Source organism: Bacteroidota bacterium (genome assembly GCA_008933805.1).
Lineage (GTDB): Bacteria > Bacteroidota > Bacteroidia > UBA8524 > UBA8524 > SB11.
The window spans coordinates 192,201-206,542 of sequence record WBUH01000002.1; the positions used below are offsets into that span (position 1 = coordinate 192,201).

General features: G+C 42.8%; 8 protein-coding genes. 3 read left to right on the forward strand and 5 right to left on the reverse strand.

Annotated elements, in window-relative coordinates; all coding sequences use genetic code 11:
• The first annotated feature begins 61 nt into the window (after nt 1–61).
• Nucleotides 62–3,667 (forward strand): gliding motility-associated C-terminal domain-containing protein, encoded by a 3,606-nt coding sequence (locus F9K23_02965; GenBank protein KAB2918120.1) that lies wholly within the window; start codon nt 62–64, stop codon nt 3,665–3,667.
• Nucleotides 3,668–3,955: 288 nt separating this feature from the next.
• Nucleotides 3,956–4,399: an Hsp20/alpha crystallin family protein gene (locus F9K23_02970; GenBank protein KAB2918121.1), complete on the forward strand. Its 444-nt coding sequence runs from the start codon at nt 3,956–3,958 to the stop codon at nt 4,397–4,399.
• 78 nt (nt 4,400–4,477) lie between these two features.
• On the opposite strand, the gene F9K23_02975 is transcribed toward F9K23_02970, so the two are convergent.
• Together F9K23_02975 and F9K23_02980 are read right to left on the reverse strand one after the other, a co-directional pair.
• The gene (locus F9K23_02975) at nt 4,478–5,131 is read right to left on the reverse strand and encodes a PorT family protein (GenBank protein ID KAB2918122.1); all 654 of its coding nucleotides are present in this window, start codon (nt 5,129–5,131) and stop codon (nt 4,478–4,480) included.
• A gap of 76 nt (nt 5,132–5,207) precedes the next feature.
• The gene (locus tag F9K23_02980) at nt 5,208–9,638 is read right to left on the reverse strand and encodes a T9SS type B sorting domain-containing protein (GenBank protein ID KAB2918123.1); all 4,431 of its coding nucleotides are present in this window, start codon (nt 9,636–9,638) and stop codon (nt 5,208–5,210) included.
• Nucleotides 9,639–9,893: 255 nt separating this feature from the next.
• Here F9K23_02980 and F9K23_02985 point away from each other — a divergent pair, with 255 nt between their 5' ends.
• Nucleotides 9,894–11,240 carry a PhoH family protein gene (locus F9K23_02985; GenBank protein ID KAB2918124.1) on the forward strand — a complete coding sequence of 449 codons (1,347 nt, stop codon included), beginning with the start codon at nt 9,894–9,896 and terminating at the stop codon, nt 11,238–11,240.
• An 851-nt stretch (nt 11,241–12,091) separates the two neighbouring features.
• Here F9K23_02985 and F9K23_02990 read toward each other — a convergent pair.
• The 3 genes from F9K23_02990 to F9K23_03000 all read right to left on the reverse strand — a co-directional run bounded on the left by F9K23_02990 (nt 12,092) and on the right by F9K23_03000 (nt 14,270).
• Nucleotides 12,092–13,318 (reverse strand): S-adenosylmethionine:tRNA ribosyltransferase-isomerase, encoded by a 1,227-nt coding sequence (locus F9K23_02990; protein KAB2918125.1) that lies wholly within the window; start codon nt 13,316–13,318, stop codon nt 12,092–12,094.
• An 83-nt stretch (nt 13,319–13,401) separates the two neighbouring features.
• Entirely contained in the window at nt 13,402–13,695 is a 294-nt protein-coding gene (locus F9K23_02995) for a hypothetical protein (protein ID KAB2918126.1), read from the reverse strand.
• Between the two features lie 32 nt (nt 13,696–13,727).
• A complete protein-coding gene (locus F9K23_03000) occupies nt 13,728–14,270 on the reverse strand; it encodes a DUF4287 domain-containing protein (protein KAB2918127.1) in 543 nt (180 codons plus the stop codon).
• Nucleotides 14,271–14,342: the final 72 nt, after the last annotated feature.

A 14,342-nucleotide genomic window follows, 5' to 3' on the forward strand; every position in this document is an offset into this window, starting at 1 on the left:
TAGAGTTCTATATAGATAAGGGCACGCTTTTGGAATAAATATTGTAATTTGTATAGTGAAGATGAAGTTTCCCGTAGCCAAATACATACTGCTTGTTATAGCTCTTTGTAGCATGCTTGCTGCAAAAGCTACCCACTTAGTTGGGGGTAGCATGAGTTATGAGTACGTGAGCAGGTTAGCAAACGGATACTTTCAATACAGGGTTACACTTAAAATTTATAGGGATTGTGCGGCATCCGAAGTTAAGTTTGACCCCGAAATTGTTGTTGGCGCATACAATGCTACCGGCAATCGTTCTCTTGTATCACAATTCACTTTTTCTTTATTAAATGAAGTTTCGGTAGATCCTCCAAGAGGTGCCGATTGTCCTAATCAACCACAGGTATGTCTTAGAGAGGCTACATATAGCCGTTTAATTAGTTTACCTCCGTCAAGTTTTGGTTATCACTTGATGTTTATGCGTTGCTGCCGCAACACTCAAAATAATATTATTGATGAGATGGGGCAAACCTACTATGCCTTTATTCCCCCAACCAATATTCGCAACAGTTCACCATTTTTCACAGGGGTACCAGCCCCATATATCTGCTCAAACGATACTACCACCTATTTTAACGGAGCCAGCGACCCTGACGGTGATTCATTATCCTATAGGTTAGTACATCCATGGGCGGGTGCCGATGCCACTGCACCCAATCCCAATCCTCCCAGCGAGTTAGCATTACCTTTTGAGAATGTAGTTTATAAATCAGGACATAACGTAAACTTCCCATTTGGCACAGCCGGCGTGGCAAGTATAAACGTTAACAACGGTTTGACTACCATGATGCCTCCCAATACAGGGCGTTATGCACTGGCTATTGAGGTTACCGAGTGGAGGAACGGCGTAGCATTGAGTTCGATACGATTGGATGTGCAGATGATTGTGATTACCTGTGCACCCAACAAAAGCCCCATTATAGTTCCTACAACCGGAAACTATGTAAAGAGGGTAATAGCAGGAGAAACTATTTGTTTTGATATTGAGGCCAGTGATTTTGACCTTAACCGTAATAACGTACCCCAAAACATCACCATGAGTGCAAAAGGGGAGGTGTTTGGCGGTAGCGGTTGGACAGGTCCTGTGGCTACCTTTACCAAAAAAACAGGTCAACAAAGAGTCACTTCACAGTTTTGCTGGACTCCATCTTGTCCACAAGCTCGCGGAGCTTCTTATAACTTTGTAGTTGAAGCCATTGATGATGGTTGCCCTCCCAAAAGCCGCAACGTAACATTCAACATTTTTGTTGACCCGTTTATTGGCAGCAGTATGCTTAACGGACCTCTTCAGGTATGCTCCGGTGATGGCGCAAGTACATATACCACTGATTTTACAAACGGTCATAGGTACGAGTGGACAGTAACTGGTGGCCAGGTTGAGGGGCCTACTGACGGAAGCTCTATTAAAGTAAAATGGGGTTCATCAGGCACCGGAAAAATTAAAGTTGTAGAATATAACAAAGGCGGTTGTGCAGCACCTGCAAAAGAGCTGGTGGTGAATATATTGCCCAAGCCTGTTAAGAATAATATTACAGGTACAGATACGCTTTGCGAGTTTACCGCGAACTCTCTTTATCAAACAACGCTTATTGCTGGTAATACCTACCGCTGGTTTGTTGTAGGCGGAACCATAACCGCAAACCCTCAGCCAAACCAAGCCCGTATAAACTGGGGAGGTATTGGCGACGGTATTGTGAAAATGGTTGAGACCAACCAAGCAGGTTGTTCAGGTGATACAAACTATTTTTATGTACACAAAACCCGTTCATTGCTCGATACGTTGTTTGGTAGCCCAACAGTTTGTCCGAACCTTAGAGGGGTAAGGTATTATGTTAATTCCCGCGAAGGAGCCAGCTACCGCTGGGTGGTTGAGGGTGGTACTTTGCGCAGCGGAAATAACACACCAAGTATAATTGTTGATTGGGGTGATGAAGGTACGGGATACGTGAAAGTAGTAGAAACCCTTAAATGGGGATGCCAAGGCGATACCGTGCGTTACAAGGTTAAGAAAAGCCATAATCTTGGCGGAATGGTTCCTGTAGGTGATGATTCGGTATGTGAGTTTTCAACCAAGGTTCGGTACGAAGTTATTTATACAATAGGCTCAACATATCATTGGACGGTAAATGGCGGTTCAATAACCGGTGATGCAACCAGAAACTGGATTGAAGTGAACTGGGGAGCAACAGGAAACGGATACGTTGAGGTGTTTGAAACAAGCTACGATTCGGTAAATAATAAACCTTGTATAGGCAATCCTTCGCGTTTACCTATTGTAATAAATCCATTACCTGTAGCTGATGAAATTAAAGGCCAGTTTGAATTGTGCCAGCACAGCGGGCAATACTCTTATACACTAGCTGGTTTCCCCGGTTCAACATACCGTTGGGCTATAGACGGTGATACGTCAAACATTCAAGGCCAAGGTAAGAACACTGTTTGGTTAGAATGGAAGAAAGCCGGCAGCTTTGTTTTGACGGTACAAGAAATGACCAAAGACAGTTGTATCAGCTTTATTGTTGACTCTGTTGTGTTGGTTAACCCTAAGCCTGTGACAACTCCAATTATTGGTGACAGCATCGTTTGTAACCCATTGTTTGGCAACCACGATTATACAACCACAGGTTTTGCAACCTCGGTATTTAACTGGATAATAGATGGCGGTACCATTAACAGTGGTTTAGGCACCGATAAAGTGAATGTAAACTGGAGTGGTATACAAAACAACACCTTGAGGGTACTTGAAGTATCAGACAAGGGATGTTTAGGAGATACACAAACCTTGAAAATATTTGCCGATAGCCCAATACTTAAGATGCGCTATGTTTCGGTGGGCTTTCCCAAAGACGACAACATGGTGATAAAATGGGAATTGGCAAACGCCCCTCGTTTTAACTCCAGGTATACTGTGCAACGACGTGTTGCAGGTGTTCCCGACAGTTGGGTAACTGTGAGTACTGTTGATAAGGACAACCTTAGCTACATTGAAAGGAACTTAAATACGGATAAAACAGCTTTTGAATACCGTGTTGTTGCATTAGACCTTTGCGGACGTGAGATATACTCAGACATTCATACCAATATATTGCTTACCGGTACACAACCCGATGCTTATGAAGTGGACTTGAATTGGACACGTTATAAAGGCTGGACGGATGGAGTACGCACTTATGAATTGCACCGCAGTGTTGATTTTGACCCCTCATTTGTAATGCAACGTGATAGGGGTAGTGATACTACTGATAATTATAACGACGGCTTTGATAACTTTACCCAAAGGTATCGTGTGAAGGCATATGAAAACAATGCGGGTGGTGATACTACTTGGTCTAACGAGATATTTTTCAATTTTGAGCCTGTAATTTGGGTACCCAATGCCTTTACACCCAACGACGACCAGTTGAATACTAAGTTTTTGATTGTGTACGGCAGTATCAAAACATTTGATTTGGAGATTTTTGACCGTTGGGGTGAACGGATGTTCCAGACAAACAACATTGCTAATAACTGGGACGGAACTTATAAAGATGCGCCCTGCCCTGATGGGGTATATATCTACAAACTGCGCTACACCGGCGCTGATAACATTATAAAGGTGCTAATGGGCAACATTACCTTGTTGCGATAATTTCTCCGCTACTTCACTTTTATATCTTTCTACCCTACGAGGGATTATTTTCTATTGCTCCTCGACGCAATCCTATGCTTTCGGGTTAATTCTCCTTGGGTGTTATATGGGGTAGTCCTCCTATCGGACAAAAAGCACCTTCTTCTCACCTATATAAGTTCTTTTTAGGACTTTTTGTCGCTTATATTTCCGTTGTTAATTTGTTTTAGTGACTTTTTGGCTTAAAAATCGAGTGGTACAAGAATTGAAATACAGATGCCAAACAATAACATTTAAAAATTTACAACCATGTACGTAACAAAATTTAAACCCGCTAACGAAATTTTCCGTGATTCAATCACTCCATTCGGAACTTTCTTTGATACCTTTTTTAACGACCGTTTGGGTAAAGTTGAAAACAACACTTCGTTTTTCAGACCCTCTGTTGATGTGAAAGAAACTGAAACCAGTTTTGAGCTTGCCTTTACCCTGCCCGGTTTGAATAAAGAAGATGTGAAGATTGAGTTGAAAGACAGCCGATTGACTGTGAGCGGTGAACGCAAAATGGAAAAAGAAGAAAACAACACCCGCTACCACCGTGTAGAAAACCACTACGGTAGCTTTAGCCGTAGCTTTATGTTACCCGAAAATGTAAATGCTGATGCAATTGAGGCCGGATTTACGAATGGTATTCTTACCCTTATCCTGCCCAAAACCGAGCAAGTAGGACCAAAAACAATATCGATTAAGTAATTTTCATAGTTTGGTTTAATATGTTGAAAAAAGCCCCGACTGCGCACCATGCAGCGGGGCTTTTGTATTTTGTACAGCTTATTTATTGAAAATATAATAAACACCTATACCTGAGTTTCTGTTAAACCACTCAGAATTGTTTGTGTTGTTAAAAAGGTTTGAAAGACCGTACACAACATTGATGTTTGCTCCGATACCGTTTGCAAACTCATAGCCTACGGTGATGCCAAAACCGGGGTCAAAAGCTTTAATCTCGTTAGCATCGCTCCCAAATCCAAAACTTGGGGCAACTGCGGGCAGCTTATCGTTGGTGTTAGTTGCTTTTACCTTTGCAGCGGCACCAATACTAAAATCAGGGCCTAATCCGAAAAGCAAACTTCCCTTGTTTATCTTTAGTCCATAAAATACACGTACAGGGATAGTTATATAGCTTAATGTATATTTATGATACATGGTACCGCTATTGCCCATCATATCGGTAACTTTAAATTCGTTAGTAAACCTTTTTTGCTCAAACACTAATCCGCCCCTAACTGAAAAATTTTCGTGGAAACCATATTGTGCAAATCCGCCTAAACGAATACCAATGCCTGGTGTCCAAGCAATCTCAGAAATTGGGGTTGTTGTTTTAGGGTTAGTGAAAGTAATACCGCCCTCAACTCCAAACTTTACTTGGGCGTTTGCAACCAAAGCACTACCCGCCAAAATCATCATCAAAAAAACTCTTTTCATCAATTTTAAAATTTGGTGCAATAATAGTTCATGCCCTGTATTTATAGGGTATTGCAGTCAAAATTTTAAGTGGTTGTTATCTAATAAGATTGAGAGTACCCCAAACGTTTCTTTTAAGATGTAGTTCTGATTCAAAACCAATTTGATACAAATAGGCACCGGTAGTCACGGGCACGTCGTTATAAGTTCCGTCCCAGCTGCAAGGCAGCGATTGTCCGTTTTCGTAGCTACAGGTATATAAACACTCGCCCCAACGGTTAAATATTGATATTGAATATTTTAAAGTGCCTGTATTTACAATGCTGAATACATCATTAAGCCCATCACCGTTAGGGGTAAAGCTATTGGGTATTACCACGCTAAATAGGTCGTGTACAAATATTTCTTTGTAAAAAGTATCCGTACAATTGTTTGAGTTGATAGCTACCAGTTTTATTAACTGTTTTCCTGTATCCGCAAAAACCCGTTTTATATCGTTGGGCGTTTGCACAAACAATGAGTCGGTAGAAGACCAAAACCAGTTATAGCGTTGGGCTCCTGTGCTGTAATTATAAAACGTAACCGGTTTCCCTATCTCTGTCTCATGCTCTGGGTGGTGCATAAAATTAGCCTTTGGTAAGGCAAACACTTCAATTACACTATATTTTTTAACCGAGTCTTTACAGCCTAAATTGTTTGAGGCTACTAACTCAATCGTATAGTTTCCGCTTTTGGTGATAGTAAATGCAGGGACAGCCCCCTGTTTCTCGGTACCGGCAACCCTCCAAATGTTCAGGGAGGTATCGTTGTTTTGGGATAAATCGGTTAGAAGGGGAGTAAACGGAGCACACCCTTTAGTGGGGGTTACGGCAAAATCAGCTTCAGGGGTTGGCAATACACTAACAGTAACAGTATCGGCAACAGGGGAGGCGCAGCCGTCTTTAACCGAGATACTGTATTGAGTACTTACCGGGGGTTGAACATTAATAGATATGGAACTCGCACTGAATGAGCCGCCAATTTCTTGCCATAGTATTTGATAATTGGCCGGTGTACCGCCAACAATGGTGGCTGATAACGGTACATTGCTGCCTTGGCATACTGTAATATCGGCTGAAGGAGTAAGGCTAATAGGAGGGGGAAGTGTTATGATATGTAATGACGAATCAGCGGCAGGGTTTGAACAGCCATCAACGGCAATTACTTTATAGGTTTCGTTACCGGTTGGGGTCACAGTGATTGTTTTGCTCTGCACGAAGCTACCATTGGGTAACTCCCAAGTGTAAGAGTAGTTAGAGCTGTCTCCGCCCGAAACAACAACCGTTAATAATAAGGTATCACCCTCACAAGCTTTTGCAGGGCCAATAACTTTTGTTTTAAGCGCAGGACGCACGTAAACAAACATCGTTGCAGAATCAGAAGGGCTGCTGCAATTATCCGTTAAGAGTACTTTATAGGTTCCTGATGAAGTAGGGTTGATAGTGGGTTGTTTACCGTTCACAACTGTTCCGTCGGGGAAACGCCATGAATAACTATAGTTGGCGACAATACCTCCTTTTCCGACAGGGTTTACCGTCAATTGTTCCCCACTGCATATTGCGGTATCGTTATAGGGTAATGATACCTTTAAGCTGTCTCTTACGGTAACCTTCACAAAAGCCGTATCATTGGTTGAACAATTGTCGCTTAATACAGCCCTATAGGTTGAACTTGTAGTGGGCGAAACCGTACTTGTAAAAGCTGTATCTGTCCACAAACCGTTATTAACCGTCCATAACAACTTATAAGTACCTGTGCCCCCCGTTGCAGTTGCCTTGAGCAGCACATTAGCACCCATACAAATGGTGGTGTCGTTTGCTAATGTTAAGGTTAGCGGAGGTCTTACAGTAACCGTTACTTTGGCAGTATCATTTAGGCCGTTACTTTTATTGGTTACCTTAACTGTATAAGTGGTAGTAACATTGGGGCTGACTGTGTGGCCTTGCAAAGTATCGAGGCCGTTATCCCACTCGTAATGCAGTTGCGAGGTATCACAACTGGCGGCACCTGCTTTTAAATCTATGCTTTGCCCTTGGCAAATGGTGGTGTTATTATTTATGGTAGCAAAAAACACATTGTCAACCGTAACCCTTACATTTCTTGAAGCAGTATAGGTGGTACTTTTATCGCGTAGAGTAACGCGGTAAAGGGTGGTAGCTGAAGGCGAGGGTGTAAAGTGTGAACTATCACTTAATACCACACTGTTACCGAAAACTGTCCATGAAAACTCGTATTGGCTGGGGTCGCAACCGTTTCCCCATGCTTGAAGATAAGCGGTTGATCCTCTACAAATTGTTGTGTCACGATTGGTTAGTACTTTAAGTACCGTATCAATTTGCAGGGTATAAAACAAAGTATCAGGTTTTGGGTGGCAACTATCACCCATAATTATTCGGTATGTGGTAGTCTTATAAGGGGAAACCCTTACTGTGTCTGTAGTACTTATGGTGGTTGGGTCGCCACTAACCGACCAATTGTACCAGTAACCTGTACTATCCCCTCCGGTCATGGCGGCTGTTAGCAAAACTTTCTGGCCACGGCACGAAGCTGAAGGGCCTTTAATGGGTGCTAACGAGAGTGGCGGGCGAATAAACACTTTTACATAATCGGTATCAATTTCACCGCAACCGCTGCTGTCGCTGATAATAATACGGTATTCAACAGCACTGTCAGGTTTTATTAGTGGTTGCCTGTTTCCTGTATCTTGCAGGTAGGGCATAAATGTTGACGGACTCCACTGCCAGCGGCTACCACCTGTGGTGCCTAATCGTATGGGTTGTCCTTTGCAAACGTATAAATCAGGGCCTGCATTGGCCGTGTCTTTACTATATATAAGCAAGCGCAAGGTGTCAATCCTGTAATAGCTTTGTACAAACGGTTTTGTACTTATTATCCGTATTCGGTACCGGTTATTGGTGGCTACATTAAACAGAGGTAAAACCCCTTTAATGGTGCCCCCTAATGTATCCGTTACACGACCTAATTCACGTCCTCCAAAGTCAAAATTTCCGGCACTGTCACTAAGTTCAGCAATAAATTCATTACCTGCGGTAAACTTACCCTCGATGGAATAAGGCACAACAATGCTATCGCCTGCACAATAGGGTCCCGGGCTAACATTGCCTCTGGTTATCTCATAGTCTTTCAACTTCGCTAAAAAAATATCTGTGGTATTGCCGTTGCTGTATTTTTTTACCCCAAAGAGATTAACAGAGTCTCTAACATATCCACCTATATATGCATTGCCTTCCCTATCAGGTCCTATAGTATTTATCTGACCAGATGTTTCTCCTGAAAACGCCCATAAAAAATTACCAATAGTATCCATCTTTATTACACAAAAACTGTTTGATCCGATTTTCCCAACAGTTGTGTTCCCTATGATAATTTGTCCATTCACCCATCCACCCGTATAAATGTTATCTTGAGAAGTCTCAACTCTTGCAAGTATTGTATATGCACCGGCCGAGGGGTTACATTGTTTTGCCCATTTACAGTTCAAATTTTTGTCGAATAAGGCAAATACAGCATTTGTTGTAGAAGATCCTGTAGAATGTAATTTAATTGAGTTTCCAAATTCCATACTATCCTTCATATATCCTGTAAAAGCAACTCTACCGTCTGGAAAGACTTGCAAGCCAACGTTAATTCCATATAAAGTGTATTCGTAAGGCAAACTTATCCCCGAAATAGGGTTGCCTGCGGAATCTAGTTTAAGAATAATATGTCCTTTTTTTGCAAATGTTTGATTACCAAATTGTGTGATGCTGTCAATACACCCAGCTATATAAATATTATTAGCGGCATCAATTGATACTGCACGACCTATATCGTTTTTGGTAAGGCTGCTGCTACCAAAGTTTTTGCACCAGATGAAGTTACCGTTACCGGTAAACTTAACAACAAAAATATCAATCTGACTATAGTGCCCTGTGGATACTGAATCTGTGGGTGAAAAAAACCATTTCCCGCCTGAACCGAAGGTAAGAACTATATTACCCACGTTATCAATGTCAATCCCTCCCGGAGCTGAAAGAGAGGTATATGTTGAGTAAAACGTTTTAACCCATTGCACAACACCATTTGTATTATATTTTGCCAGAAAGAGATAATTTGTTGTGTCCTGCGGAATAGTTATACCGTTACCAAAATCAATATTTCCCTGTGTATTGCCAACAAGGTAGTACTCGTTGTTATAAGACTTAATTGTATTTACAGTCACTGCTGAGAACTTGGTGGTATCCAGTGCTTTTATTCTCGTCATCCAACTCATTGTCCCATCAGGTTTGTACTTTACCAGTGCGATATTCAGACTACCAAAGGGTAAATAAAATGATGTGGAGCCTCGAGTAACCGTAGCAGTGTACCTTCCTACCGCCACTACATTATTGCTGTCATCTACAGCATGGGTCAAATTATAATTATTACCTGAACCCCCATACATATCAATCCACTCGCATTGCTGGGCATTAGCTATTGCTGAAAGCAATAGGGCAATACATACGACGAAATGTTGTAGCAAGCTTTTTTTCAAAACTACGTAAGCGGTTGGTTATAGGTTGCTTGTAAAAAATAAGGGTATTAAATATAATAAAAATGTCATTTTAGACAAGTTGGGACGGGTGTATGACTTCACAAAAAAATAACACTGCGAAGGCGCTGTTTTTATCCACCCGTGTGGGTAATTACAACTATGATTTTAATAGGGTTAAGGGGAAATTACCAATGAATTTATTTGTGAGTGATGCCAGCGAGAAAAAAATCTAACGACCGTAAAATCTTTGTGCTAGATACTTCGGTAATTCTTTACGACCACAACGCCATTAACAATTTTCAGGAGCATGATGTGGCAATACCTATTACGGTGCTTGAAGAGCTGGATAATTTTAAGAAGGGAAACGATACGATAAACTTTGAAGCAAGGGAGTTTATCCGTTTTTTGGATAAATTATCAACCAAGCACAACCAAAGCCTGCAAGACTGGATGCCGCTAAACGGACCCACCAAGGGGAATTTTAGGGTGATAATGGACGAAAGCAGTAAAGTAGATGCAAACCGAGTATTTGGCGAACGAAAGGCCGACCATAAGATACTGAATGCTGCTTTGCACATTCACGAAGAGAACCCCGCCCGCAAGGTGATTATGGTGACAAAGGATGTGAATTTGCGTTTGAAAGCAAAATCATTGGGGTTGCTGGCCGAGGATTATGAAACGGGCAAGATTAAAAATATCGACTCGCTGTACAAGGGCATTACTGCTTTGGAGGATGTGGACAGCGATGCGATTGAGAAATTGTATATCAACGGGTTTTGCCCGTATAAGGAGTTGATGAAGGATAAGCCTTTTGCCAACCACTATTTTGTGCTGAAAAATAACAAGAAAAGCGTGCTGTGTTATTACAATCCTTTTACTGAGAATATCGAAAAGGTGGATAAGCGCACGGCTTATGGCATAAAACCCAAAAACGCTGAACAAGCTTTTGCTATGCACGCCATTATGAATCCCGAAGTGCAATTAGTAACTATACAAGGGGTGGCAGGTACGGGTAAAACCTTACTGGCGTTGGCTTGCGCGTTGGAGCAACGCTCGCAGTTCCGTCAGATATATTTGGCAAGGCCCGTGGTACCGCTAAATAATAAGGACATTGGCTACTTGCCGGGGGATATAAAATCGAAGTTGAACCCTTATATGGAGCCGTTGTGGGATAATTTGAAGTTTATACAAAGCCAGTTTAAAGAAACGGAGAAGGAGCACAGCAAGGTGACGGAACTGGTGGAGAATGAAAAACTGGTGATTACCCCGCTGGCCTATATACGCGGCCGCAGTTTAAGTAATATTATTTTTATTGTGGACGAAGCCCAAAACCTTACCCCGCTGGAGGTGAAAACGATTATCACGCGGGCAGGGGAGGGTACTAAGATTATTTTTACGGGGGATATTTACCAAATTGATACCCCCTACCTTGATACCCAAAGTAACGGGCTAAGTTATTTGATTGACCGCATACGCGACCAAAACATCTACAGCCATATTACCCTTGAAAAGGGCGAGCGCAGCGAGCTGGCTAACTTGGCGAATTACTTGTTGTAACTATTGGTGGTGTGTTTTCCACCCCCCTGCCCCGCCTGCGGGGGATATTGAAAGTCTGGCAAATAGTGGACTTAGCGCGACGCTATATATTTAATATAGTTAATCCCTAAGCGTTGACGCTTCTGGGAACGGGTAGTGCGGGGTGTCATTCTCAACTTGATTGAGAATCTATGCGGGGAGTGGCTAACTATTCTCTACCCTCAGTTTCCTGCTTTCGCAGGAATGACTGCCCGCGCACACGGGCGTATCAATTTTACATTTTACCAATTATAAAGATGTCCGTTCTTTGACTGAATAAAACGATGAATATTTTGCTAACCCCGCAAACCCTTGTGCTGCGCGTAACAAAAATAACTGCATAACTCCGTAACCGGATAACACCGTAACATGGGTAATTACTTGTTGTAACTACTGATTTTCCACCCCCAGCCCCCGCCTGCGGGGGACATTGAACGTTTAGCGATATTGGGTACTCGAAAACACGTTGAAATAGGTTTGCTTTCCAATGTCCTCCTCTTAGAGGAGGATTTAGGAGGAGGGTACCCGTCATGCCGAACTTGTTTCGGCATCTCATCAGTATTTAGCGTGAATTGGTAATGCGATGTTGAAACGAGTTCAACATGACGGGGGCAGGTAGTACGCACAAACCTGTCATGCTGACGAAGGAAGCATCTTATAGCAAATGTGTTTTAGCTTTGAGTTGACACATTTGGTAGAAGGAATTTCGCTGCGCTCAATTTGACAGTGGTGAGATAAGCTCCCTTCATGCCGAACTTGTTTCGGCATCGCATACGTAGTTATCGTAAATTGGTAACGATACCCTGAAACGAGTTCAGTGTAACGGGTTGGGGTTATGGCAGCAACAACGATGAATCGCCGTAGCTTAAAAAGCGGTAATTGTTATCAAGGGCTTGGCCGTAAATGGTTTTCCAGTTGCCTTGCACCAAGGCATCTACCAGCAACAATAGGGTAGAGGCAGGCTGATGGAAATTGGTAACAAGTCCTTTACACACCTTAAATTCATAGCCGGGGGCAATCAGCAATTCCGTTTCACCGATTAGCTGTTGCAGGTTGTTTTGCTGCATAAAACCCAAAACGGCTTGCATACTTTGCTCTACACTAATGTGCAGCGGCGAGGTGTAAGGGGCAAGTTTATCCACCAAAAACTCTTTATCGCTATCGGTTAACAGCTTTACCCCGTACCAATAGATACTTTCCAGCGTACGCATACTGGTAGTGCCTACGGGAATTGTATTCGTATGGTGCTTTAAAATATTTTCGATGTTTTGGCGACTGTACACCACCTGTTCGCGGTGCATGGGGTGGGTACTCAGGTCTTTTACTTTCACAGGCTGAAATGTACCAGCGCCTACGTGCAAGGTTACAAAATCGTGTTGTATGCCACGTTTTTCAAGAGCTTCAAAAACCGCAGGAGTAAAGTGCAGCCCTGCTGTTGGAGCAGCTACCGAACCATCGTTTTGGGCATACACGGTTTGGTAGGTTTCTGTATCTTTTTCTGTGGCCTCACGGTTTAGGTAGGGCGGTATAGGAATTTGTCCCACTACTTCCAATAATTCTGAAAGGGTGAGCGTGGCAGGTTCCCAAGAAATCTCTATCAACTTTTCGTCGCGGTTTACAAGGCGGGCAGTAAGGCTAAACGACTCGTTGTTGATGGTTAAGTTTCTTTGGAGCAATTCGTTGTCTTTCCAGCGTTTAAGATTGCCTACCAAACATTCAAACGTTACCGAACCTTTGGCAGCCATAGTAATGGCAGTGATGCGGGAGGGCAGTACGGGATGCAATAAAAATACCTCAATCAATGCGCCTGTATCTTTGCGAAAATGCAATCTGGCAGGAATTACCTTAGTGTTGTTGAAAAACAAAAAGCTGCCTGCGGGTAATAAACCCGGAATTTTGCTAAACGTGCGGTGGCTTATTTCACCGTTTTGATACACCAGCAATTTTGAGGCATCGCGTTGTTCCAGCGGAAATTTGGCAATACGTTCATCAGGCAAAGAATAATTGTATTCTTCGAGGTCTATTTGTTGCAGGCGTTGCAAACGCGAGGAGGTATCCATACTGGGGCAAACCTACAACGCAAGGGTAAAAAATAAAAGCAGGACGTTGTTTAACCCCTGCTTCTATGAGTTAGTGTGTTGGATTATCGCATTTTGCCAATCAGCACGGGGTGAAGCTCAAAGGTGTTTACACCGCTGGTTACGGCGGGGTCGCTCATGGCTATAGCGTGCGCGGCGTTTTCATCTTCCACTTCCAGTATCCCCAAGCCCCAAACCGAGTTCGGTTCAAGTACGGGGCCAAACAGCACGGCAGTTCTTTCATCGCAAAGACGGCTCCAGTATTCTGAGTGGGTTTGCATTATTTGTTTCTCTTCGTCGGTCATGTCAAAGGCAAACGTTGGGCGTGGAGGGATGAGTTTATATAAAAAGTATTTCATGGTGGTATGTATAAAAGGGTGATGATTAATAATTAGCCGGCTTTCGTATAGGCTTGTCGGGCCCAATCAATTACTTCTTCGGTGATGTGTGATAGGTTTTCAATCACAATTTTGTGGGTACACATAGCTCCGGCACCGGGTATGGCCTGCAACAGTTGTGTCGGATCTTGTCCTTTCAGTATCAGTTCAAGTTCAAAACGGGTTTTGGTGGCGGGCTTAAGGCAGGCAAACTGTTTTTTGCGACGCAGGCTCACGTAAGCTTTTTTGGGTGAGATTTCAATGTCGTCCCCAAATTTGCCAATGTGTTCCATTAAAATGTCGTAAATGGGTTTCAGGTGTTCTTTGCCCTTGTATTGCTCGGTTATCAATGCATCCCCGTCCATCGAGCCTGAATCCGTGCCGTTGGTTTTGTGTACGATAAGGTCGGCATAGTTAAGCCCCAAGCCGTAGTTGTCTTGTAAAAACTTTACCGATTCTTTGTGCTTCAGGTGTTTGTTTTGGGCGGCAATGGCCATCCATTCTTCCAACGTTTTTCCTGTGTTTTTGGGCAGGTTCTCAATCATTTTGTCAAGCATAGTTTTGTAGTATTAAATTGTTGATACAAAACTACCTTGCCCGCTACCCCTATGATTGTAAAAATCGGAAGT

Excerpts from the sequence above, each read along its gene's own strand:
- F9K23_02995 (KAB2918126.1), bottom strand. The coding sequence starts at position 13,695 with ATGAAATACTTTTTATATAAACTCATCCCTCCACGCCCAACGTTTGCC.
- F9K23_02975 (KAB2918122.1), bottom strand. The coding sequence starts at position 5,131 with ATGAAAAGAGTTTTTTTGATGATGATTTTGGCGGGTAGTGCTTTGGTT.
- F9K23_02965 (KAB2918120.1), top strand. The coding sequence starts at position 62 with ATGAAGTTTCCCGTAGCCAAATACATACTGCTTGTTATAGCTCTTTGT.
- F9K23_02970 (KAB2918121.1), top strand. The coding sequence starts at position 3,956 with ATGTACGTAACAAAATTTAAACCCGCTAACGAAATTTTCCGTGATTCA.
- F9K23_02990 (KAB2918125.1), bottom strand. The coding sequence starts at position 13,318 with ATGGATACCTCCTCGCGTTTGCAACGCCTGCAACAAATAGACCTCGAA.
- F9K23_02985 (KAB2918124.1), top strand. The coding sequence starts at position 9,894 with ATGCCAGCGAGAAAAAAATCTAACGACCGTAAAATCTTTGTGCTAGAT.
- F9K23_03000 (KAB2918127.1), bottom strand. The coding sequence starts at position 14,270 with ATGCTTGACAAAATGATTGAGAACCTGCCCAAAAACACAGGAAAAACG.